The sequence below is a fragment of the Chitinophagales bacterium genome, assembly GCA_020636495.1.
Lineage (GTDB): Bacteria > Bacteroidota > Bacteroidia > Chitinophagales > Chitinophagaceae > UBA5543.
Genome location: JACJXQ010000008.1, coordinates 847,292 through 871,574, shown reverse-complemented (window position 1 = coordinate 871,574; position 24,283 = coordinate 847,292). Strand labels below are relative to the sequence as shown.

16 protein-coding genes are annotated in these 24,283 nt (G+C 43.6%); 10 read left to right on the top strand and 6 right to left on the bottom strand.

Annotated elements, in window-relative coordinates:
• Positions 1–83 precede the first annotated feature (83 nt).
• Positions 84–2,609 carry a T9SS type A sorting domain-containing protein gene (locus H6550_03830; protein ID MCB9045252.1) on the bottom strand — a complete coding sequence of 842 codons (2,526 nt, stop codon included), beginning with the start codon at positions 2,607–2,609 and terminating at the stop codon, positions 84–86.
• A 242-nt stretch (positions 2,610–2,851) separates the two neighbouring features.
• Between H6550_03830 and H6550_03825 the strand changes: the two genes are divergently transcribed.
• The 6 genes from H6550_03825 (at position 2,852) to H6550_03800 (ending at position 8,951) form a co-directional block, all read left to right on the top strand.
• Positions 2,852–5,191 carry a gliding motility-associated C-terminal domain-containing protein gene (locus tag H6550_03825; GenBank protein MCB9045251.1) on the top strand — a complete coding sequence of 780 codons (2,340 nt, stop codon included), beginning with the start codon at positions 2,852–2,854 and terminating at the stop codon, positions 5,189–5,191.
• A 115-nt stretch (positions 5,192–5,306) separates the two neighbouring features.
• On the top strand, positions 5,307–5,687 hold the full coding sequence (gene gcvH / locus H6550_03820) for a glycine cleavage system protein GcvH (protein MCB9045250.1): 381 nt from the start codon (positions 5,307–5,309) through the stop codon (positions 5,685–5,687).
• A gap of 3 nt (positions 5,688–5,690) precedes the next feature.
• Complete coding sequence (gene vanZ, locus H6550_03815) at positions 5,691–6,092, top strand: VanZ family protein (protein MCB9045249.1); 402 nt, start codon at positions 5,691–5,693, stop codon at positions 6,090–6,092.
• A 6-nt stretch (positions 6,093–6,098) separates the two neighbouring features.
• Entirely contained in the window at positions 6,099–7,118 is a 1,020-nt protein-coding gene (locus H6550_03810; GenBank protein ID MCB9045248.1) for a dehydrogenase, read from the top strand.
• Between the two features lie 6 nt (positions 7,119–7,124).
• Positions 7,125–7,817 carry an NTP transferase domain-containing protein gene (locus tag H6550_03805; GenBank protein ID MCB9045247.1) on the top strand — a complete coding sequence of 231 codons (693 nt, stop codon included), beginning with the start codon at positions 7,125–7,127 and terminating at the stop codon, positions 7,815–7,817.
• 3 nt (positions 7,818–7,820) lie between these two features.
• Positions 7,821–8,951 (top strand): glycosyltransferase, encoded by a 1,131-nt coding sequence (locus H6550_03800; GenBank protein MCB9045246.1) that lies wholly within the window; start codon positions 7,821–7,823, stop codon positions 8,949–8,951.
• Here H6550_03800 and ruvB read toward each other — a convergent pair.
• A complete protein-coding gene (ruvB, locus tag H6550_03795) occupies positions 8,943–9,962 on the bottom strand; it encodes a Holliday junction branch migration DNA helicase RuvB (GenBank protein ID MCB9045245.1) in 1,020 nt (339 codons plus the stop codon). The genes H6550_03800 and ruvB overlap by 9 nt on opposite strands.
• Positions 9,963–10,003: 41 nt before the next feature.
• Positions 10,004–11,506 carry a glycosyltransferase family 39 protein gene (locus tag H6550_03790; protein ID MCB9045244.1) on the bottom strand — a complete coding sequence of 501 codons (1,503 nt, stop codon included), beginning with the start codon at positions 11,504–11,506 and terminating at the stop codon, positions 10,004–10,006.
• Between the two features lie 95 nt (positions 11,507–11,601).
• On the opposite strand from H6550_03790, the gene H6550_03785 reads away from it, so the two are divergent.
• Positions 11,602–12,756 carry a cystathionine gamma-synthase gene (locus tag H6550_03785; GenBank protein MCB9045243.1) on the top strand — a complete coding sequence of 385 codons (1,155 nt, stop codon included), beginning with the start codon at positions 11,602–11,604 and terminating at the stop codon, positions 12,754–12,756.
• A gap of 65 nt (positions 12,757–12,821) precedes the next feature.
• Here the strand turns inward: H6550_03785 and H6550_03780 are convergent, their stop codons facing one another.
• The 3 genes from H6550_03780 to H6550_03770 form a co-directional block, all read right to left on the bottom strand.
• Positions 12,822–13,565: a GLPGLI family protein gene (locus tag H6550_03780; protein ID MCB9045242.1), complete on the bottom strand. Its 744-nt coding sequence runs from the start codon at positions 13,563–13,565 to the stop codon at positions 12,822–12,824.
• Between the two features lie 11 nt (positions 13,566–13,576).
• A complete protein-coding gene (locus H6550_03775) occupies positions 13,577–16,393 on the bottom strand; it encodes an outer membrane beta-barrel protein (GenBank protein ID MCB9045241.1) in 2,817 nt (938 codons plus the stop codon).
• Positions 16,394–16,512: 119 nt separating this feature from the next.
• Positions 16,513–19,524 (bottom strand): serine hydrolase, encoded by a 3,012-nt coding sequence (locus H6550_03770; protein MCB9045240.1) that lies wholly within the window; start codon positions 19,522–19,524, stop codon positions 16,513–16,515.
• Positions 19,525–19,810: 286 nt separating this feature from the next.
• On the opposite strand from H6550_03770, the gene mutL reads away from it, so the two are divergent.
• From mutL to H6550_03755, 3 genes are all read left to right on the top strand, one after another.
• The gene (gene mutL, locus H6550_03765; protein MCB9045239.1) at positions 19,811–21,646 is read left to right on the top strand and encodes a DNA mismatch repair endonuclease MutL; all 1,836 of its coding nucleotides are present in this window, start codon (positions 19,811–19,813) and stop codon (positions 21,644–21,646) included.
• Positions 21,647–21,714: 68 nt separating this feature from the next.
• Positions 21,715–22,800, top strand: a complete 1,086-nt coding sequence (gene paaK / locus H6550_03760) for a phenylacetate-CoA oxygenase/reductase subunit PaaK (GenBank protein ID MCB9045238.1) — start codon at positions 21,715–21,717, stop codon at positions 22,798–22,800.
• Between the two features lie 584 nt (positions 22,801–23,384).
• Positions 23,385–24,266 (top strand): T9SS type A sorting domain-containing protein, encoded by an 882-nt coding sequence (locus H6550_03755; protein ID MCB9045237.1) that lies wholly within the window; start codon positions 23,385–23,387, stop codon positions 24,264–24,266.
• Positions 24,267–24,283: the final 17 nt, after the last annotated feature.

Genomic DNA, 24,283 nt, shown 5'->3' with positions numbered 1-24,283 from the left:
ACCAATTGGTATCCATACAGACAAAAAAAATCCCGTAAAGGTTTGCTCTTTACGGGATTTTAATAACAATTTTATTTTATATCTTATTGTACAACGAGTTTCCTCATCAATCTTTGTCCATCTGCCTGTAACTCAACGAAGTACACTCCGGGAGCTTGTTTACCCATGTCTACCTCTTTGTAGAACATGCCACCCTCGTGTTTGTAATCCTGTTGCATTACCAGTTGTCCGGTAACGTTGGTTATACGAAGATTAACATTAGAGATGTTAACATTGGTACTGAACTGTACATTGAACTTACCACTGGTTGGGTTAGGATGTACGCTGAAACCATTCAACGCACCTACTTCACTAACACCCTCCGGTATTCTCTTACGGAAGATCAGTATATAATCTTCAGTTTCACCGGACATGTAACCACCACAAGCTGAGTCAGATGGTGCATTCGGACCAACATTGTTGTTCAGTATGATACGCATACCTGTTGGTACATCCAGTATCGCATTGAGAGGAACGATCACATTATCTATCAAAGTATGGTTACCAATTGATGTATACCCTGTATATACGCGCTCTGACGGGATATCATATTCGTGGTTATTATTGAAGTCCATGAATATGGTCACTTTAGCATCTCCGTGCTCAACTACCGGCATTGTATGATATACAGCAAACTGGTAAACAGTATCTGTAAACATTTCAATCGGCGTAATGTCTGTATAGTCAGTCCTCGGATAGCGTGCTATCGGGTTCAACAAGTGAGGTCCTCCATTATTGCGGGAATACGGACCGAATGTTACACCACCGATATCACTTGTATCAATACCCTCGCCACCTATTGCCTTACTGTAGCAATAGCACTTATAGCCTGGTTTTACTTTTATTTGGGTTGGCGCATTATATGCAGTATCGTGCGTTGGCAAACAGATCGTTCTTAACCTGTAATACAGCGGCTGACCTGTAAATACTCGGTTCAGAGTATCTTTGCCCTCGCTGTTTTGAATATTGAACCAGGTTATATTATCACCTGATACCTGCCATGCACGAGTAAAGCCTGAAACCGTTTTTTCATAAGTAGTATCTGTCAATGTATACTCATATCCTTTACACATAGAAGTGTCAGTAGAAACAACTACACCACCGTTAACAGGGCCTGTACACGGACGATAGCAGATCTCTACAACGTAGTCTTCAACTTCGCCATAACCGGATATAGTATCGCATGGCGCACCCTGAACTGTATCCTGACTGATGATAACACGCATACCTGTCAAACCTGTTTCTGCAGTAGTTGGCACTACCAATGGTGCAATAGCAACTTCCGGAGGATTAGCTGTACCATCTATAGCTTTAATAAATACGCGCTCTGTGTTGGGATTATATAATCCGTCACGGTTATAATCTATATATACCTGTGCAACACTAGGCTGTAGTGTGCTACCCGGATGTATCTGAGTGACAACTAACCTGTATGAGCTATCCCTGTAAAGGCAAGGCCATGCAAGGCTGTCATGATAAGGGGTATATGTTTTATTAGCTTGTGAATTATTGTAAACAGGGTAACCTGTTCCTGTTATCAGGAATGACTTATTCATTATTGAGTCGTCATTGGTAACATTGATAATGGCTACCTTACCAATATCAGCACCCAGGTCAGACGTCACACTATTATCGCAATAACAATAATAGAATGGGGCAATAGACACTTTATGTCCCGGAGAAGTATAGGTCAATCCTTTATTACTATCACATGTGATAGTAACGCGGTACCATTTTGCCTGGGTAATACTGTCATAGATCTCACCATATAAGCCGGGGGTGCCGGTGAAGTTTGACCATGTAGTACCATTAGTAGAATATTGCCATTTGTACTCTGCTGTTGCATAAAAGCTGTCAGGCCTTACTGTAAAACGTTTGTTAGGACACACCCTGATAGGACCGTCCACAGAACTTCTTGGTGTATCATTACAAGGATAACCTGAGAAGAAGTCGAAACCGAACTGGTATGAATAGCGCCTTACACTAGCAGTAGATGATGTGGTGCTACCATACGCATGCGTATTACCTGTATACTGTGAGTTGTTAGGCACGCCACCTGCATATACGGGCACACCGCCTGTTCCACCTGTCTGGCGAACATCTACAACGAATGGCTGACTAGGGTTCATATAAACCGGTGTAGCCAGGTGAATCACGAACCAGTCTCCGGCATTGATAGACGTACCGGCAGACCAAGTAGTCGGTGGTAATGCATTGGTAAGACCGGAAACGTATCCGGACAAATTGGTAACCGTAGTATTACCCATGTCTACCTGGAAGTTATTCATCGTAAAGTTTGATGTTGCATAATAACTTTTAAAGTAGATATCTGTGATAAAACCAGGGTTGGTGGATGTAAGTGTGGGGAAGTCTCCCGGTAAATACAGAAACTGGGACCTGTAGTTATCCCATCCATTAGCAACTCCAAACGGTATCCAGTTACCACCTGTAGCATTAGTATATGCATACTGCGGTGTAGGTGCCTGTGCAAAAACACCCTGAAAACCCAAAAGGAATAACGCTATTAATAATGTCTGCTTTACATTAAAAATTGTAGCATTTTTTTTCATATCGTAAAAATATTTTTAACCCTGCATTCAAACATAAGTTTATGCAGGTTTAAATATATGCTAAAAATGGTACAATCAAACTTTTTTACCCCAACTTTTTATATAGAAAAAGAAATATTTTGTTTTTCATGTTTCGCACTATAGATAATGTTTATTATATCTATTTAAGATACTTATAGTGAACGTATTTTAGTTTTCTTTGTTATCTTCATGCGTATTCTACTAATAATAGAATTGTAACGATGCGTAAAATCAACAAATTATTTTTTATCCTATTATTAACCTTATTTGCGTGCTTTAATAACAAGTCACAAGGGCAACTGCCACAGTGTACCGGGGCAGGCTCGCGTTTTATATATTTCCTGGCTACTGACACCATGGGAGGTGGAGGGATCGGTGCAACACCGCTCTCACATATATATAATCTCGATCCAAATGCCCCTTTGTCGCCAACCAATCCATCATTAAATACCATACCCGGTGACAGTATGGAAGCACTGGCCGTTAGTAACAATTTTAGCGGCCCCGGGCCTTCGCCTACTTTTTACGCCGTCAAACACAAGGATATCTATTACTGGAATGGCACTCAGTGGCAAGGCACCGGGCATAATATCAACAGTGCGTATGCAAATAACATTGCAGCAGGAGGCGGTTATATATATTGTTTTGATGCACAGAATGGCACTGTATATAGGTATGACGGAACCGGCAATGCCATATATATTGCAACGGTTGGAGGCTTTACCGGTGGTGGGCCTTTTGACCTTGTTGCCGATTGTGACGGCAATTTCTATGTACTGCATACATCATCACCGCAATACATAAGGATGTATGACAAAAAAGGCGTATTGCAAAAAAGCTGGACGATATCCGGTGCGCCATGGGGGCCTGGAGGAGGTGGTATAGCTATCGTTGACAACAAGGTATATTTTGATTTTTACGGGCAATATTATGTGGGTAATATTTCATCTGCTACTAACATAAACTTCACCCCGCTTTACCAGGTACAGGTGCCTAATGTGCGCGATTTTGCTACATGCCCGGTTATCCAGATAAATACAAACAAGTTAAGACCCAGCGCCAACCCGGCCTATTATTGTGGCAGTGGACCGGGCACTACATTATCAGCTGTAGGCGGTACCGGTATAATTTCCTGGTCGGTATTAAGTGGTCCGGCAACTATATCGTCCACAACAGGCAGCTCTACAACCGTCACAGCAACTGACAGTGCGAAAATATTATTCACCTATTATGACACAACGCTTTGTGGTATAAGAGGTACTGATACAGTACATGTAGTAGTACCCAAGGCAAATGTTGATGCAGGGCTTCCTATAACCATTTTGGGTTGTGGTAAATATATAGACAGCCTGAATGCCACATTAACCAATATGACTTTTGGTGTAGGTTATAGTGTTGCCTGGTCGCCAGCGGCAACGGTAACTATACCCGGTCCAAACAAATTAAAACCGATCATTACCCCTACAGGCAATACTACCTATGTGATTACAGTAAGTACAGCGTCATCGCAAGGTGGTTGTACCTGGAAGGATTCGGTACAGGTGACAGTTCAGGACCTGAGAGAAGGTACTACCGACTTTGATTTTGAAATAGATTACGGATGTACTGAAGATAAGGTGATATTCACCAATAAAACTACCACTACAAACGCCGCATTTAAATGGAATTTTGGCGACTCAACAGCCATTGACACAACCCGCAGCCCTGCTCATATATACAAAAAACAAAACACCTATGACGTGATGCTGGTAGCAAACGATGGCATATGCGTGGACACTGTAACCAAAGAAGTGGACATCAATCACCCTCTTAAAGCAGCATTCACTGTAGATAATGATATTTTTTGTACGAACAACCCTGTGGTGTTCAATAGTAATATTACCGTTGCATCACAAACGCCTTCACCTCCTACTTATCACTGGGATTTTGGCGATAACAAAAGCAGCGCAGACCCTAGTCCCAAACATATATACTCCGCACCGGGAAAATACAAAGCAACACTTACCGTAACAGATTTTGTGCCATGCACCGACACTACCAGTATCGAGCTCGACAACTTTACCGAACCTCCATATATAGATATCGGATCTGGTAAGATCGGAGTTTGCTATGAAGAAACACTTTATCTGCCACAGGGTATCAGTGTAAGGGGCACAGATTATTTGTGGTCGACAGGTGAAACAACCCCCAAAATTGCAGTAACAGAACCGGGTGTATACTATGTTGAGTTACATAATGAATGTGGTGTAAGTACCGATACTACAACTGTAACATTCAATGATTGTACTATGTGGATGGCCGATGCCTTTTCTCCAAATGGGGACGGTTTGAATGACTACCTGCGTTTCCGTACAAGTTATCCTGAAAAAATAACAAACTTTTCATTTGCCATTTACAACCGGAAAGGCAACAGGGTGTTTTACACAGAAGACATAAATAAAGGATGGGACGGAACCTATTATAACACCCCGCAACCCACTGGCACATATTACTATATGATCCAATTCAAATTCATTGACGAGGACAGGATGCAAAAGGGAGATATCACCCTGGTAAGGTAGCCATACATATAATGGTCGTTCATATAAATAGAAATTTCCTGCAATAAAACAGGGCAGATATTTAATATTATGTTTCCTGCAAAAAACTGCTATTTTTACGCGTAAATTTTAAAATATGAATTTCCCTGAAAATTTGAAGTACACCAAAGACCACGAGTGGTTACTGGTAGATGGCGATACCGCAACAGTAGGCATTACAGACTTCGCTCAACGTGAACTGGGCGATATCGTATTTGTGGAAGTGAATACAGATGGACAGACGCTGGCGGCTAACGAAATATTCGGCACTGTTGAGGCTGTAAAAACAGTTTCTGACTTGTTTTTACCCGTTTCTGGTACTGTTACCGAGGTAAACAAAGACCTTGAAGGCACTCCGGAAGATGTAAATAATGACCCTTACGGCAAAGGCTGGATGATAAAAATGACTATCGGAGATGCAGCTCAGTTGAATGACCTGATGGATGCCGCTGCCTACAAAGCCATGATAGGCGAATAATTCATGTGGGAGGTTTTTACAAAAACATCACCTTATAAAAAGCGAGCAAGGATACTGGCCATAAGCTGGACCTTGCTCATTTTTATTTTATGTTTTTTACCCGGCGATGAATTGCCTGACGTAGATATCCCATTCATTGATAAATGGGCGCATATACTGTTGTTTGCAGGGTTTTCATTTTTCTGGTTGCTGGCAGAACCCACCCGAAGACCCACATCCTTATTATTCCTGCTGTTCATCACAGTATTCGTGGGCTGGTTAGTAGAATACATACAGGGACATTATGTAGAAGGGAGAACCCAGGATAATATGGATACACTTGCCGATACCGTTGGCGGATTTGTGGGTATAATAATGTTCACAGTACTATCGTTTGTAGCTATAAAGAATACGGCAGATAAATAATTAAGCATGTTCAGAAGCAAAGCACCATTAAGGATCGGACTGGCAGGTGGGGGTACAGATGTAAGCCCCTATTGTGACATGTATGGAGGAGCAGTACTCAACGCTGCCATATCCCTGTATGCACATGCAAACATCGAACTTACTGATGCACACACAATAACTATAGAGGCAGTTGACCGCAGTGAAACAGCCACATATGACCTTATGGGGTCACTACCTATTGACGGGCACCTTGACCTTGCAAAAGGGGTATATAACCATATAGTAAAAAAATACGGCCCTGTACCTTGCGGATTTAAACTAAGCACATCGGTAGATGCACCTGCTGGTAGTGGCCTGGGCAGCTCTTCTACACTGGTTGTTGCTATTGTTGGTGTTTTTGCAGAGTGGCTTAAACTGCCTTTGGGAGAATATGACATCGCACATATAGCATATGTTATAGAGCGCGAGGAACTATCTATGGCCGGCGGTAAACAGGACCAGTACTCAGCTACTTTCGGCGGTATCAACTTCATGGAATTTTACGCAGATAACAGGGTCATCGTAAATCCGCTACCTGTAAAAAAAGAGGTGTTATTCGAACTCAGCAACAACCTGGTATTATACTTTACATCAACCAGTCGATTATCATCTACCATCATTGAAGCACAAACACAAAACGTACATAATAACAATGAACGGTCAATCGAAGCAATGCACCAATTGAAAAAGCAGGCCGAAATGATGAAAGAGGCATTGCTGAAAGGCAAAGTGGATGAGATAGGCCCTATACTGGATTTCGGGTTTCGCTATAAAAAACAAATGGCCGAAGATATATCTAATAACCGTCTGGATGAGATCTATGACACTGCATTGCGCTACGGCGCTACCGGCGGCAAAATAAGTGGTGCCGGCGGAGGTGGGTTCATGATGTTCTATTGCCCGGGCAATGCACGTCATTCAGTGATCAATGCTTTACAAAAATACAATGGCGAATTCCGCCGGTACCAGGTAGCAGAACAGGGACTATTCAGCTGGAGTATATAAAAAACTATGGAGTGTATCATATTAGCAGGAGGAATGGGCACGCGACTACAACGTGTAGTTGCCGACCGGCCAAAGTGCATGGCCCCGGTCAATGGGTCGCCGTTCCTGCATTATATGTTTGACTACCTTGAACAGCAAGAGTGTACACGCGTTATTCTGTCTCTGGGCTATAAACATGAACTTGTTATTGAATGGCTGCAAACACAGAATCGCCCGTTCACAATAGACTATGTAATAGAACAAAAACCATTGGGCACAGGTGGTGGTATTATGCTCGCCCTACACAAAGCCACACACGAATATGTAATTGTATTGAATGGCGATACAATGTTCAGGGTAAACCTTACCCAGCTGGTAAAATTCCATAAATCGAAACACGCTGTTAATACACTGGCATTAAAACGAATGACAAATTTTGACCGTTATGGCGTTGTTCGGCTTGATGAAAACAGTCGGATAGTGGCGTTTGAAGAGAAGAGAGAATATGCCGAAGGGTTGATCAACGGAGGTGTATACGTGCTGAATAGAAATGGGCTACTAAAAAAAGAAAAGCCCGAAACATTTTCCCTGGAACGGGATTATTTTGAAGCTACAGTTGCAGAAGGAAATATGTACGGGTTTGAGTGTAATGAATATTTTATTGACATTGGCATACCTTCGGACTACGAACAGGCGCAAAAAGACTTTGAAAGCTTTTAGACAATGAACATTGTAATACTCGGGTCGGCACATCCGCTGCGTGGTGGCGGTATCTCAACCTTTAACGAAAGGTTGGCGGAGGTATTGCAAGAGCAAGGGCATAAAGTGATCATCTACTCATTTTCATTACAATATCCTTCGTTCCTGTTCCCCGGCAAATCGCAATTCACAGACGAGCCCGCACCGGCAGGATTAGTCATAAAAAGCGTTATCAACTCCATAAACCCGCTTAATTGGATAAGTGTTGGCAACAATATAAAAAAAGAAAAGCCTGACCTGGTCATTGTGCGTTTCTGGCTCCCGTTCATGGGGCCCTGTTTCGGTACTATACTCAGGCTGGTAAGAAAAAACAGGCATACTAAAGTGGTAGCTATTACTGACAATGTCATTCCACACGAACATCGCCCCGGCGATTTGCCTTTTACCAAATACTTCCTGAAAAGTGCCGATGCTTTCGTGGCCATGAGTAAAGATGTATTGAAAGACCTGTCAACACTAACGTCAAAACCATCAGTATTTAGTCCGCACCCGGTATATGATAATTACGGACCTGCTGTGAGTAAAGAAGAAGCCTGTAAACATTTAGGGCTCGATTCCGATAAAAAATACATACTCTTTTTTGGTTTTATTCGCAAATACAAGGGAATGGATATACTGCTTGATGCCATGAAAGATGAGCGCATCAGGCAGGCAGGTATCAGGCTTATTGTTGCGGGAGAGTTTTATGATGAAGAGGCCCCCTACCGGCAACAGATAGTTGACAATGACATTGCAGGCAGTATTCATTTATTCACCTCATTCATCCCAAACAACGAGATACGGTATTATTTCTCAGCAGCAGAGCTGGTAGTTCAGCCATACAGGAGTGCGACTCAAAGTGGCATAACGCAGGTAGCATACCATTTTGAAAAACCGATGGTGGTAACCAATGTTGGCGGACTGGCAGAAGTAGTACCTGATGGCAAAACAGGATTTGTGACTGCACCCGACCCTACAGACATAGCCGATGCGATACTGAAATTCTTTACCCCCGGCTCATTGCCTGACCTGCAACAAAACATAGCCCGCGAAAAAGAGAAATATAGCTGGGATACTTTTACAGGTAATCTTTTTGATATTGTTGGGTTAAAATAAACTACCGTCACCTCCCTGTTTCCTGTTCAGGTGCTTGTATGCTTTTTCAGTTGCTTCCCTACCTCTAGGCGTGCGCATAATAAAACCTTCCTGTATCAGGAATGGCTCATATACCTCCTCGATAGTACCCGCTTCTTCACCCACTGCCGTGGCTATATTGTTGATACCGGCAGGGCCCCCCTTGAATTTATCTATCAGCGTGATGAGTATCTTATTATCCATCTCATCCAGTCCGTGACTGTCTACATTAAGCGCACGCAGACCATGTTCTACTATTCCGAGGTCTATCACACCATTACCCAGCACCTGTGCAAAGTCGCGCATACGGCGCAGCAGACCGTTGGCAATACGTGGTGTTCCCCTGCTGCGGCCTGCTATCTCCATAGCGGCGTCAGAAGTTGTCTTAACACTTAACAAGGAAGAGGAGCGCAGTATGATCTGCTGCAGGATATCCTTGTTGTAGTACTCCAACCTTGACTTGATTCCAAAACGGCTGAGCAAAGGAGAGGTAAGCAATCCCGAGCGTGTAGTAGCACCTACCAGTGTAAAAGGATTGATGTTCAACTGAACAGAACGGGCTGCGGGACCTGTATCTATCATGATATCTATTTTGAAATCCTCCATGGCTGCATACAGGTATTCTTCTACCACGGTACTCAGCCTGTGTATCTCATCAATGAACAACACATCTCTTTCTTCAAGACTGGTAAGCAGACCTGCCAGGTCGCCCGGCTTTTCGATTACCGGCCCACTGGTCTCTTTGATGTTTACATTCAGCTCGTTGGCAACAATTCGCGACAAAGTGGTTTTTCCCAATCCCGGGGGGCCATGAAACAAAATATGATCCAGCGCCTCACCACGCAGATTAGCTGCTTTGATAAATATGCGCAGGTTCTCTATCAGTTGCGGCTGACCCGAAAAATCCTCGATTGACTGCGGCCGTATACTGTTCTCGTAATCCCTGTCCTGTGGACTCAGATTATCATCAGGCCGTATGTGAGTGTTGCTCATTGGCTAAAATTAGCTAAATATTTTGGTCTGTAAATTGGGTATTATGGCAAAGGCTTCAACCTAAGTACCGTATAAGTTCCATAAGTACATTCACCGGTTACTAACCCTTTGTTTTTAACCTCCTCAATTACTGATTTATACCCATCGGCATAACCGTCCGTTGAACATAGTAACATGTACTCTGTACTCTGCTTAGCAGCAAATTCATAAAATTGTTCGGGGTTTAATGACCACGGTGTATTCTCAACGTTACCGTTTGTCGCTTTACCCATCCTGTAATAATATTCATACAGAGTAGCAGGCGTTGTTACCAGCAGTTGCATATCCTGTGGTTGTGCATTGATATAAGCCAGGCATGGCCTTATATCGCGTCCGGTGTCTTTAAAATGAGAGATGGAAGACACAACCGTACAATACAGAACATACGCAATGGGTATCAATGAGAAAGCAAAAGGTATTCTTTTTCGTAACAGTTCAACAATTGCTGTAATACCAAACGACATTAGGATAATAAGCGCGGGCAACAAGTACAAGTAGAAACGGTAATATAATGGGTACAAATGCAGCATTGACAACACCAGGTGCAATACAACAGGTAATATAACCAATGCAACAACCTCTTTGTTTCGTTTTACTACAGCATATATCAATGCCAACACAAACAGACCCGCAAGGGCATAATAGAAATACCAGCCTTTACTGAACATGAGCATGGAATCAAAAAAAGCCTGGTCGTACAGACCGCTCATGAAATCAGCAAACGATGAGCTGAAAGGGTCGGATGGAAGAAAATGTTCCTGCCACAGCAACTTCATAGATGCTGAATATGGATGTTTGTATATGAACGTAAAGAAGTTCAACACAAATACAAATGCCCACGATCCAAACATGTAGGCGATATTAGTTATCACCTCTTTATCAAACTTTCCGTTTACCCTCTTCAGATACTTACCACTGACAAGAATATATATACCTACACACGCCAGCACAACATGCGAAGCATTAGCTGTAAGCATAGCCAGGCTACCTGTTAGCGCAAGCAGGGCATACCTGTTTCGTGTCACAAACCTGTGTGGCGACAACAGCACATATATCAGCAGTATATAAGATGACAGCTCTATGGTATATGGTTTCAGCTCTGATGAATACTGTATAACAACAGTGTTGAAAGTAAGTATGGAAAATGCGATGATTGCGCTGAGCCGGCTTTTAGTTAAATATTGTACCACATAATAAAACAGCGGGTAGGACAATAATGACACAAAGAATGGGAAACTCCTCAACACCACCTCGCTGAAACCGAAAATACGTGTAACCGTTTCGGTAATATATAGAAAGAGGATAGGTGCTACCTGGTAATGGTCTAACGGAATAGAGAGGTCTTTATAGCCAAAACAAATGAAATTCAAGGCCAGGTGGGCTTCATCCTCCCACAGTGGCCTGCCACAGAAATGCTGGTACAACCTTAGTGTAATACCCGCCACCGCAATCACGATGAACAGTATATTATACCATCTATCCGCCTTGTTGTATGCAGGATTCAAACTTTGGCCGTTTAGGCGGTAATGATACAAAAATCGGCTCTTTCATTATCCTGCGTGATAGAAATAGTTACCTTTGCTGCGTCAAAAAAAGTAATATGGATAGTAAAAATTATAAGATAGGTACCAAGATGATACATGCGGGTGTGGAGCCGGACCCGACAACCGGGGCTATTATGACACCCATTTATCAAACTTCAACATACGTACAGGCCGCGCCGGGCGACCATAAGGGTTATGAGTACTCACGTACACAAAACCCAACCCGCCATGCGCTTGAGAAATCGCTGGCTGCTATTGAGAATGGTAAGCACGGGCTTTGCTTTGGCAGTGGTATGGCGGCAACTGATGCGGTTATCAAATTACTGTCTCCCGGCGATGAGGTGATCGTTGCCAACGACCTGTATGGTGGTACATACCGCATCATGACCAAAATATTCGTCAACTACGGTATCAAGTTCCATTTCATTGACATGAGCAATGTTGACAATATCAATGCTTATATCAATGAGAACACAAAAATGATATGGTCGGAAACACCTACTAACCCGATGTTGAACATTGTGGATATAGCCGGCTGTGCAGCTATTGCTAAAAAGAACAACCTGCTGCTGGTAGTGGATAATACTTTCGCCACTCCTTATCTGCAAAACCCGCTCGACCTGGGTGCTGATATTGTTTTACACTCTGCTACCAAATACCTGGGCGGCCACTCAGATGTAGTATTAGGTGCGTTAATAGTAAATGATGACAACCTGCAGGAGCGCCTGGCATTTATACAAAACAGTTGCGGTGCCGTACCCGGTCCTCATGATAGCTGGCTGGTACTACGCGGCATAAAAACCCTGCACATACGCATGCAACGCCACTGTGAGAACGGTAAGGCTATTGCAGAATACCTCCGCTCGCACCCCAAAGTAGCTAAGGTGTTATGGTGTGGCTTTGAAGATCACCCTAACCACGAGATAGCGAAGAAACAAATGCGCGGTTTTGGTGGTATGATGTCATTCATTCTGAAAGATGATAACGTAGATGCAGCAACAGAGGTACTGAAGAAAACAAAACTATTCGCTCTGGCAGAGTCACTGGGTGGTGTAGAATCGCTATGTGGACATCCTGCCAGTATGACGCACGCTGCGATACCGCGCGAAGAACGTATCAAAAACGGCCTTGCCGATTCGCTGATTCGCCTGAGCGTAGGTATAGAAGATGCTGACGACCTGATAGAAGATCTGAAGAATGCAATAGGTTAATACACCTCACTGATATAGTAAAAAAGGCTGCCGATTGGCAGCCTTTTTATTTTAAGTTCAAACAACTATAATAACGACCACCACACTGCCCTGTCGGCAAACTTGCCCCAACGTTGTAAACTGGTACTGAGTGTGGATTGCATTTCCTTTTGTGTTGTTTCCTTGCCTTTTTTGGGAGGTACCAACTCTTTTTCATCCGGTTTTATGTACTCTACTTTAGATGCTATCCATGTAGTGTGCAGGCGAGGCACAGCCACTTCCATGATCATACCGGGTAACATTCCAAACATTTCCGGTCCTCCGCTGGCAGGTATGTCCTCCGTATAAAAAGCGATGACATATACACTGTCGTACATCACACCAACGGCCTTGCGACATTTATATTCAGCTATAGTGCGCACCTCATCTTTTATGGTCCACTTGATCTTGCGCATAGAATCTTTCACCAGGAACTTTTCTTCGTATACTTGTTTTTGTGCTGTTACATTGCCCGTAAGAAAATCAGTATATACTATATTCTCAGCAGCAGGAGTACGGGCAAACCAGAAATTGACCGTCTGCTCTGATTCTTTTCCCGGCTTGTACAAACTGTGCTTGGGAGTAAAGTACAAATCAAAATAATGTACGTTATGAACCGGTATCTGCGAGCGCATTTTGTTGATCCACTCTTTATCCTCGTCGTCCATCTGATCGATCATGCGATGCAGGTTAGTACTACGTACATACTCAATTTTCCCTTCCTGCGTATGCTGTGCTTTAACCTCTGTTACAGTCAGTAATACAAACAATATGATATATAGCTTTTTCATAGGGCAGTTATTTAATTCACGATGAAATTAGCGGCATTGTTCTCAGGAGTGGCCCCGGCAGACATTTTGGTAAAGTTCCATATCAGGCTTATCAATCCATACCGGCGTATTGTGTTATAGTTATTCTCTGTTATCTGGTTGCTGCTGGCATACCTGCTGAAGCCTTTGTTCTGGTTAAGTATATCATAAGCCGATGCGCGTAATTCCAATTGATCGTTCTTCAGGAATTTCTTTGACAGGTAGGCGTTCCAGCGTAGCACATTATTGTTCCTGTCGAAAACAACTGTTCGCTGCCTGACATACCAGTTCACATCAGTACCGATCTCAAATTTCAATGGTAATTCTACCGATATATTGAGGGTGTTCTCAATAGTCCAATAACTGGTAGCCTGTGTGCTGATAGTAGCCTTATTGTCGTTATAGGTATAGTCTGTATTGAATTCAATATCTATTTTCTCATCTTTCGATTCATAACCGCCATTCAGCCCTACAGAATACATATTGTAGTTACTGACGTTCTTCACACCGTTTACCATATTGTTGGTCCTGTTGATGCTGGTATTGAAGTTACCACCTATTCGGGCATTCAGTTTTGTTATCCTTTTCCCTATTCCGCCACCTGCATAGCCGCTATAGTTCCCATCTACGTTTATATATTGGTAGGTACGCCTGCCGAGATTGTCAATACTTTCCGAACGGGTTATGGAATTGTCAATGAGGTTAAAACTACTGTACAGGTATATCCAGCGCCCGCTCAGTACTTTATAATCATTCGCATTCAGGCTGAATGTATTCCTGAACTCCTGCTTCAGGTTCGAGTTACCTATAGCTACATTATTGGGGTTGGTATTATCCTTTAAAGGTTGCACCTGCTGTATGGTAGGCTGTCTTGTATTACCATAGTAGTTGAACCGGATACTTGTTTGCTTGCTGATCTTGTAACGTAGCATTGCTTTCGGAAATAGGTTGACAACACCATAGGAAAAAGCTGTATCTACCCTGAGGTCACGTTGTGTAAAGTTCGTATTGGCAGCTGAAAGCCCTGTTGAAAAGTCTACCTTCTTGTAGTCCCAGTTCAGGTTCGTTCCGCCTGTATGCGTTACAATATTATAAGCATAGTTGTTGCTGTATACAGAATCCAGTTCATTATACACATCAGCATTGGGATTGGCTTTGTTGTATGTAGCCCGTTCAGATGAACTATTGTTCACTGCAAGCTTATACTCTACTGATACTGCCATTGCTTTGGTTATCGGCTCTGTATAAACAGCGTTACCGCCCAGCGTAAGTGCTCCACTTGTGTTTTGCTTTTTCTGGTCAGTTGTTTCTACTACACCACCGTTTAACGCTGAGATATTAACCGAATTCAAAAATCCTGTACTTTCTGACTCTTCATACCTCTCTGACATGGTAACCAGGAATGTCCTCCTCTTTTTATTGAATTTCTTCTTCCATGTCAGCGAACTGAGTAACCGCTTTGTTGTGGCGTCATTGTTGGTCAGCCTCGTATTATCTAACGTAGTATCACCATCACCATTCATATTGTATTGGGTGAACTTAGATTCGTTGCGGGAGTTGGTATAGTTTACTGATGCAGTTAGCTTCAGGGTAGACAAGCTGTCGGTCTTCCATTCATATAATCCATCTACTTTATGTCGTTGCCCGGTTTTGAATTCATCTTCCGACTGATCACTGAATTGTTGCGAGTTGGGCAATATAACCTGTGCGAATGTATTGTCAATTGACTCTATGTTCTGTTTGGCATAGCGGTAATTACCTGACAGGTGATGTTTGTCTTCATTCCATTTATCAGAATAATGTAGACCTCCTGTCCATGCTTTGGGGAAACCGCGGCCGTTGTATTTACCGCTCCAGCTTTCAAATTCGTCATTTGAACTGGTAGTATACATTACACCATCTTCAAAACTAGTGTTGTCATCACCCCCTCCATATTTGTCCCTGTCTTCCCAACCAAGGCCTATTTTGCCTGTATTAGCCACAATACCAAAAGCCGATACTTTTTTCTTCCCTTTAAAATAGTTCATCATGGCCTGGTTCTCAAAATAATTCTGGTCGTCACCTGCTCCGCCGCCGGTAGCTACCTTACCAAAATAGCCCTTCTTCATGTTGTCCTTCAGTTGCAGGTTTACCGTTCGTGTCACTTCACCATCATCTATTCCTGTAAATTCAGCCTGCTCACTCTTTTTATCAAACACCTGTACCTTATCTACAGCTTTGGCCTGTAAACTTTTTGATACAACAGCAGGATCATCCGTAAAAAATTCTTCACCATCTACAAGCAGTTTTTCTACTTTCTGGCCATGTGCCTGGATATTACCATCTTTATCTACCTGCAGGCCCGGCAGTTTTTTCAGTAACTCCTCAACAGTAGCGTTATCTTTCACTTTAAAGCTATCTGCTACATATTCTACCGTGTCTCCTTTTATCTTTATCGCTGCAAACTGGTCGGTGAATACAAACTCCTTCATCAGGTGCGTACGCGACACCATAGGTATCTCTCCAAGGTCCAGTATTTGATCTCCTTTTACTTCTATTTTATCCACGTAGTCTGCAAAACCGGGAAATACGCTTAGCAGGATATACTTTCCCTTGCTGCCAACAGCCAAGGAAAACGAACCGTCGGGCTTTGTACGGGTAAAAGACTCTAAAACAGAATCTTCTGCATGTATCAGTGTAATGCTTGCATTGTTCAGGTTATTCATGTTTACGGTATCGGACACCACACCCTTTATCGTATAGGGTTGTGCAGTAGCTACGGTTGATAAGGCTACAGATAGAACAGAGAGTAGTAGTAAGCGTATATACATGGGTGTTGTTTAGGATATGTTGACTTTACCATGACAAATAAAGGCATATTCTATCTACTTCCATGAAATAAAATGTTAAATATCCTTAACTGTAAGGGGCAGATAAAGGGGTAATTATACTAATGAACCTTTGCCATTTGTTCTTTTTTCACATTCGCCCTGTTCCTGTTCACAGGAATACCTAATGCTTCGTAAATGTAGTCCTGTGCTACGGTACGGGTAGACTGGTGATTGATCTTTTTATTGTCTGCAGAAGGATTTACCCTGTTGGATAAGAACACGAATACTACGCCAGTTTCAGGGTCGGCCCATGCACATGTGCCTGTAAAACCCTGGTGCCCGAATGTATAACCGCTGCACCGCTCTCCCGCCGGTCCAGCATCATATGGATCTGCATCCGGTTTATCAAAGCCTAATCCCCTGCGGCTTAATCTTGAATTGTATGCTGTGAAATAGGCAACAGTCTCTTTTTTGAAGAAGCGCTTGCCATTGTAGGTGCCGCCCTGTACCAGCATCTGGAAAATCGCTGCCACATCATGTGCATTGGCAAAAATACCTGCATGTCCGGCCACCCCTCCAAACATAGATGCCCCCTGGTCGTGCACGTACCCCCTGATTGTCTGCATACGGAAGTACATATCGTTCTCAGTAGGTACGATAACAGAAGAAGAGAATTTGCTTAGTGGATTATAAGTAATCCTTTTCAGGCCCATTGGTTGATAGAAATGTTCATCAACATAAGCGTCCAGTGTTTTTCCTGTCAGCTTCTCAACCACTGCCGCAAGAAAGTAAAAGTCAAGGTCGCTATACACATACCTGCCTTTATTCTCCAGTGGTACAGTCAGTATGGTCTTCCATATCGTATCCCTGTAATCTTTACGTATATACAGGTCTCTTGCAACCGGTACTGAGAAATTGGCATCAGCCTTGTTGCTGTATATAGCTTTGTCAGGCTTACCATTACTATCCAGGGTCTCTGTATAGAATGGTATCCAGCTTTTCAGGCCTGCCTGGTGTAGCAGCAGGTCACGTATCTGCAGGCGTTCTTTATCTGTTCCCTTCACCCAGGGCAGGTAATAGCTTAATGTTTTATCCAGATCCAGTTTACCCTGGTCATACAATTCCATTACAGCAAGCGTAGTAGCCAGCACTTTGGTAAGAGACGCCACATCATAAATAGAGTTGGTATCTACCTTGATACTCTTGTATGCATCATAGTAGCCAAATGCCCTGTTGTAAAACACCTTACCGTTCTTAGCCGCCAGTACCTGGCAACCCGGGAATACACCGTCTACCACACTACGCTCAAGGAACAGGTTCAGCTTATCCAGCGCATCCCTGTTCACCACGCCCGCATCCTCTATAAAGTAGGTCGGCTCCAGCATGTCAACCACATTGTCTTTCGTTGCCTTAGGTTTTTCAGCCAGCAGTTTTGGTGCGGTTTCCATCACCATACCATCACAAGGAGTAACCGGCAGCTTGCCATTTGCAACGGTTACTCCCAGCATCACACTGGCCATTACCTTTTCAGACTGCTCATTATCTTCATAACCTGTAAATACTGTTCTGAAGCTACAGAAGTGCTGCAGCAGGTAAGGGTTACCCATCAGTACGAGTATCACATTCTTCCTTGCCTGCACCTGTTTCAGGAAAGACATCTGTTGCGCATCTAATCCATAACGGCCACCTGATGAAGGATAAAAACCCATATCGTGTACCGCAACAATACATATATCTGTAGCAGATGCAGCAGTAACTAATGCATTTACAGCAGCCGTTGAAGAACCTTTAGGCAGCCATTTTGCTTTGATACCCGTCAGTTCTGTTTTCAGTTCATTATACAAGTCGGTAGAACCACTGGCATTTACACCGATATAACTCACGGTACCCGACTTGCGAATGAGTTTATTTACCAACTGGTTCCTGTCGCGCACAAAAGTGGCTGATGCTTCTGACATCTGGTATATCAGTTCGTCGGTACTCCTGTTCAGGTCGGCAGTTGCATTCTCTACTTTTACATCTTTACGGTTGGCCAGTCCGGCCCTGTATTTGGCAGCCAATATCTTCTTAACCCGCAGTTCCAGCTCCATCCTCGATATCTTATCCTCATTAATAGCAGCCTGTATCTTGTTGATAGCTGTTGGTACATCCTGCGAGAAAAGCAATACATCATTACCTGCCATAAACGCCCTCAGGTCCACATCCCCCGGCTCAAAGTATTTGGCTACACCCTGCATGTTCAGCGCATCGGTAAACACCAACCCTTGAAAACCCATTTTGCTTTTCAGGTACACATTAATGGTATTACTTGAAAGTGTTGTAGGAATATGTGGTTCCTTTTCCAGTGCGGGTATATCCAGGTGCGCCACCATCATGCTCTGTACACCCGCGTCTATCATCCTGCGAAAAGGGTAAAACTCCAATGCTTCCAATTGTGCCAGGCTCTTATTAATAGTTGGCAGGTCTTTATGTGAATCTGTTTCTGTATCGCCGTGCCCGGGAAAGTGTTTGGCACAAGCCATTATACCATTATCCTGCAAGCCACGCATATAAGCTATACCCAGCTTAGCTACCCATTCTTTATCCTCACCAAACGACCGAGCATTGATGATGGGATTCTTTGGGTTGTTATTGACATCTACTACCGGTGCAAAGTTGATATGGACACCCAACCTTTTACACTGTGCAGCGATGGCTTCGCCCAACCTGTATGCCAATGCTGTATCCATAGTTGCACCTACCATCATCTGGCGCGGCATATCGCGCACGCCTGTAAGCCTCATACCCAGTCCCCATTCCGCATCCATACCTATCAGCAGGGGTACATTGGCCATCTGCTGGTATTTGTTGTTCTGTTTTGCCTGTGCTTCGGGCGTGCCCTGCATGAATATCAGTCCCCCTACCTGGTGATTGGCCACTAGTTCGGTAATAGCGTCTTCATTATAGTCTCTCCCCCCGGAGTATGCTGCCACCATGAACAACTGGCCTATACGCTCCGTTTCACTAAGAGCATTGTACACACTATCTACCCACCTGCTTTGGGCGGCAACTTTCGTCTGCGCCAAAGCAGTTCCATTAATAAGAAGTATCCATAAAGCAGCTAAACCTAATATACGTATCGGGGCAGTCATATCAACAAAGGTAACAGATTGTTTTACAAGCTATAAAGCTATGGAATTGTACTGTCTTTACATAAACGCCCCCATTACCGGGACGGGGGCAACTCACGCACCGTTTACCATCATAAGCAAAACAGCTTTACACCAACCATTGTCAGATCATTTTATACAAATTTCGTTTATTTACCTCCCTTCTTCAATCACCTGTATCAACTCAACCCATGATTTTCATCAGTTTGGTATAAGTTCTTAACTTGGCGGCTTTAGTTTTACCTTTGCTAAGATCAATACCTGAATCGTGCCGGATATCATCCACTTATTGTCTGACCATATTGCTAACCAGATAGCTGCGGGAGAAGTGATACAGCGCCCGGCGTCTGCTGTTAAGGAGATGCTGGAGAACGCCGTTGATGCGGGAGCTACTGATATTCAACTCATTATCAAAGATGCCGGTAAAGAGTTGATACAGGTGGTAGACAATGGTGCAGGCATGAGCCCCACCGACGCACGTATGAGTTTTGAACGTCATGCCACCTCCAAGATCAGGGATATCAATGATCTGTTCTCTATCCGTACTATGGGTTTCAGGGGCGAGGCGATGGCCTCTATTGCTGCGGTAGCGCAGGTAGAGATGAAGACCATGAAGAAGGATGCCGAGGTAGGCACACGCATAGTTGTAGAAGGTACCGAGGTGAAGCTACAGGAGCCCTGTGGTACCCCTCAAGGCACCAGCATCAGCGTGAAGAACCTGTTTTATAACGTGCCCGCGCGCAGGCATTTCCTTAAAAGCAATACGACGGAATTCAGGCATATCATAGATGAGTTCACACGTGTAGCTTTGGCGCATCCCGGCATAGGCTTCAGGCTGTTCCATAATGGTTCGGAGCAGTTTCATCTTAGTGGCGGCAACCTGAAAACAAGGGTGGTAGAGCTGCTGGGCAACTCATATACTAAAAACCTGGTACCTGTAGAAGAGCAGACTGAATTCCTGAATATATCCGGTTTTATAGGCAAGCCAGAGGCTGCAACTCGTACCCGCGGCAACCAATATTTCTTTATCAACAACAGGTTTATCAGGAGCCCCTACCTGCATCACGCGGTAGTGAATGCATATGAAGGCCTGATAGAAAAGGAATCATTCCCTTTCTATGTGCTATTCCTGGAAGTAGACCCTGCCCGCGTGGATGTGAACGTGCACCCTACAAAACAGGAGGTAAAGTTTGAAGATGACAGGATGATGTATGCCTACCTGAATGCCGCCGTGAAGCATGCACTGGCCAAATACAATATCGCCCCATCACTTGACTTTACGTTGAACCCCGAGATACAGCAATTATCATCAGTACAGCTACCATCTACTGACGCTATAAGAGCAAAGACAGAACAGGGCTACCTGAGCAATACTTTTTCCAACAAAGGGCAGGCACACATCGTAGAAAAGAATGACAGCCTTAAACGCTGGAAAGAGCTGTACGAGATAGCCAATACAACTCCTGAATCTCAACCGGAAACAACGCCGGAACAAGGCAGCTTACATGCAGATACCGCCATACCACGTATAGAAGGAGCTAACAATATCCTGTTTGTGCAGGGTAGTATGCTGGTTACAACTGTTAAGTCGGGCATGATGGTGATACATATACGCCGCGCACAGGAACGTATATGGTATGAGCGCCTGCTGGAGCAGTGGAACAATGGGGAAGCACCGTCTCAACAAGTGCTTTTCCCTGTATCATATGAATTGTCGCCACAGGACGCAATACTACTCACAGAGGCACTTACCGACCTGGCGCGTCTGGGTTTTGATATTTCGCCTTTTGGCAAGAATACCTTTGTGGTACAGGGCATACCATCAGGATTGCCTCCCGGTGAGGAAAAGAACGTGCTGGATGATGTTGTGGAACAACTCAAACACGAATCGACAGATATAGCAGGCAAGAGGACAGAAAAGCTATTATCTAATGTAGCCAAACGCCTGTCACGCAATATATCTGCCATATACCAGAAGGAAAACCAGCAGGCACTGATAGATGAACTATTCGCCTGCAGCCAGCCCGAATACACTACCGACGGTAAGAAGATATTCACCATGATGCGCAAAGAAGACCTTGATAAATTACTTGACGGGGCTTAAATGTCTTATATGACATTTTTTTGCTTACTTTTGCGCCACATTTTTAAAAACCATCGTAGATACGAGAGATGTCAGTGAAGTTTCATTCGTTAAAAGTGAAGGATATAAGGCCGGAAACGGCAGATTGTGTTTCTGTTGCTCTTGAAGTACCTGAAAACCTTGTAAACGATTTTGCATTTACACCGGGTCAATACCTGACCTTTCGCAAAGGTGAAGGTGCTGATGAGATTCGCCGTTCTTATTCAATATGCGCCGGCCCGAATGATAATGAATTGAGGGTAGCTATCAAGAAGGTAGAACAAGGTAAATTCTCTACCTATGCCAACGAAGAGCTGAAGGCCGGCGATGTGCTGGATGTAATGCCCCCTATGGGCAACTTCGTGGTGAAGGGCAAAGAAGTAAAGCATAAACATTACCTGGCCATTGCCGCCGGTAGTGGTATCACCCCTGTGCTGAGCATTATGAAGTCGTTGCTGGAGGGTGATAATGAAACACAATTCACGCTGGTATACGGTAACAAAAGCAGGGGCACCATCATCTTCAGGGAGGCTATTGAAGCGCTGAAGAATGAATATATGCAACGACTGCGTGTGTATCACGTATTGAGCAGGGAGAGCATGGATGTTCCGCTGTTCAATGGTCGTATTACCGCCGAAAAATGCAAGGACCTTTGCAATAAGCTGATAGATATCAATACTATTGATGAGGCTTTCATCTGCGGACCGGAAGAGATGATCTTATCCGTTCGCCAGCAGATGATAGACCTGGGCATGAATGCTTCACAGGTACATATGGAGCTATTCACATCGCCCGACCAACCTAAGGCTACACACAAGCAATGGGTGAAAGAACATACCGAAGATACCGGCAAGATGAGCAAAGTAAGCATCACGCTGGACGGTACCACCTTTGACCTGGACCTGCCGTACAACGGGGATAGTATACTGGATGCCGCACTGAAAGTAGGTGCCGACCTGCCTTTTGCGTGCAAGGGTGGTGTATGCTGCACCTGCCGTGCCAGGATAACCGAAGGTGAGGTAGAAATGGAAGTAAACTACGCACTGGAGCCTGACGAAGTAGAAAAAGGCTATGTGCTTACCTGCCAGTCGCACCCAAGAAGTGAGCGTGTGGTGGTAGACTTCGACCAGCGATAGTATTATCTTCGGAACATCTGCATTGAGGCTAATCAATACCACCTCACCTCTTCAGCTTTACTGAGCTTTCCGTTCATTTCTTTTGCCCCTCCAAAAGAAACGAACCAAAGAAAAAGAGGCCTAAACCATAAGCTTCAATGGTTTCGGAAGTCTCCCTGATGGTACCACATTACTACTGCGCTGCCCGACTTCAGAATTGCTACATTACACATTGTTATCACAACACACATCGTATGGGTTTGAATATCTGAAAATAAAGTAGTGTACCAGATAAAGAGTTCTTTTTTGTTCCTGAAAGACTGATTTTGTTTCCTGAACAGGGGATTTTGTTCCCAATGTGCCTACCGGTATAGCTGTATAAGAAACTGACTATCAGCCAATAGTGGTATTTTGTTTCCTTTTGTTTCCTAAAACAGAGAAAAATAAAAAACTGTTTTCATGATGTCAAAGAACTCTGTTCAAACGGACAATTTGAATAAGACAAATATACGTAAAATAAACGTAATTTACTAAGATTTATTCTTAAAAGAACACATGCCGATACATAATAAAATATCCTATCTTTATTATATAATGCATGGCCTGTGAAACACACTATTACATTCATTCTCTTTTTACTGTTTACACAAATCCTGTCTGCACAAAAGATCCGGTTTACTGACAGTGGAAATGTATGGCATGAAGGATTCAGTGATATGTATACTTGGGGAGTTGGAAAATTTGAGATTCAAAAGGACGTTACTATTAATGGCATAGTGTACAAATCATTCACGACGCCCGGCTTTTTCGTACGAAATGATACCACAACCCAACGTGTATACATGCTCAAAGGAGGTGTAGAATACCTGTTGTACGATTTTTCTTTACAGGTAGGAGATAGTATACACTACCCCAATGGTACACATTATGTAAGCCGTATCGACTCTGTGCGATTGGACTCAGTATGGTATAAAGTCTTCTATTTTAATGGTGTATCCGGTAGTGGTGGCTGGCCATATGCTGTTGTAGAAGGGATAGGGTGCATAGATGGCGTACTATTTCCGTTGGAAAATTACCATAATGTAGAGGGACATTCATGGCTTGTATGTTTCCACCACAATGGAAATAAAACAAATGTTACTCCGCCTATACCTTATGGCAATCCAGGTGGCTACAAATTTTTTACTAACACAGATTCCTGTTATGTAGGCGTAGCGACATTAAGCAAAACAAGTCACGGATCTGTGACCATATCACCTCACCCTGCAACCGTTATCAGTAAGATCATTCTTCCAGAAAACCTGCAAGAAGGTACCATTAGTATCTTCAATACGATCGGACAAGTTGTCAAAACGCTGTTCATCTATCATGCACAAGCCATACCTGTAAAAGAACTGCAATTGAATACGGGAATGTATTATTACAGGATTTCTGACAACAAAACAGGACAGGTATGGCAAGGAAAACTATTCTATAAAGGAGAGTAGCTATATGCTGAACAATG

What these genes read in the sequence shown, in the direction of transcription:
- H6550_03830 (MCB9045252.1), bottom strand. Translation starts at nt 2,609, where the DNA reads ATGAAAAAAAATGCTACAATTTTTAATGTAAAGCAGACATTATTAATA.
- H6550_03825 (MCB9045251.1), top strand. Translation starts at nt 2,852, where the DNA reads ATGCGTAAAATCAACAAATTATTTTTTATCCTATTATTAACCTTATTT.
- gcvH (MCB9045250.1), top strand. Translation starts at nt 5,307, where the DNA reads ATGAATTTCCCTGAAAATTTGAAGTACACCAAAGACCACGAGTGGTTA.
- vanZ (MCB9045249.1), top strand. Translation starts at nt 5,691, where the DNA reads ATGTGGGAGGTTTTTACAAAAACATCACCTTATAAAAAGCGAGCAAGG.
- H6550_03810 (MCB9045248.1), top strand. Translation starts at nt 6,099, where the DNA reads ATGTTCAGAAGCAAAGCACCATTAAGGATCGGACTGGCAGGTGGGGGT.
- H6550_03805 (MCB9045247.1), top strand. Translation starts at nt 7,125, where the DNA reads ATGGAGTGTATCATATTAGCAGGAGGAATGGGCACGCGACTACAACGT.
- H6550_03800 (MCB9045246.1), top strand. Translation starts at nt 7,821, where the DNA reads ATGAACATTGTAATACTCGGGTCGGCACATCCGCTGCGTGGTGGCGGT.
- ruvB (MCB9045245.1), bottom strand. Translation starts at nt 9,962, where the DNA reads ATGAGCAACACTCACATACGGCCTGATGATAATCTGAGTCCACAGGAC.
- H6550_03785 (MCB9045243.1), top strand. Translation starts at nt 11,602, where the DNA reads ATGGATAGTAAAAATTATAAGATAGGTACCAAGATGATACATGCGGGT.
- H6550_03780 (MCB9045242.1), bottom strand. Translation starts at nt 13,565, where the DNA reads ATGAAAAAGCTATATATCATATTGTTTGTATTACTGACTGTAACAGAG.
- H6550_03775 (MCB9045241.1), bottom strand. Translation starts at nt 16,393, where the DNA reads ATGTATATACGCTTACTACTACTCTCTGTTCTATCTGTAGCCTTATCA.
- H6550_03770 (MCB9045240.1), bottom strand. Translation starts at nt 19,524, where the DNA reads ATGACTGCCCCGATACGTATATTAGGTTTAGCTGCTTTATGGATACTT.
- paaK (MCB9045238.1), top strand. Translation starts at nt 21,715, where the DNA reads ATGTCAGTGAAGTTTCATTCGTTAAAAGTGAAGGATATAAGGCCGGAA.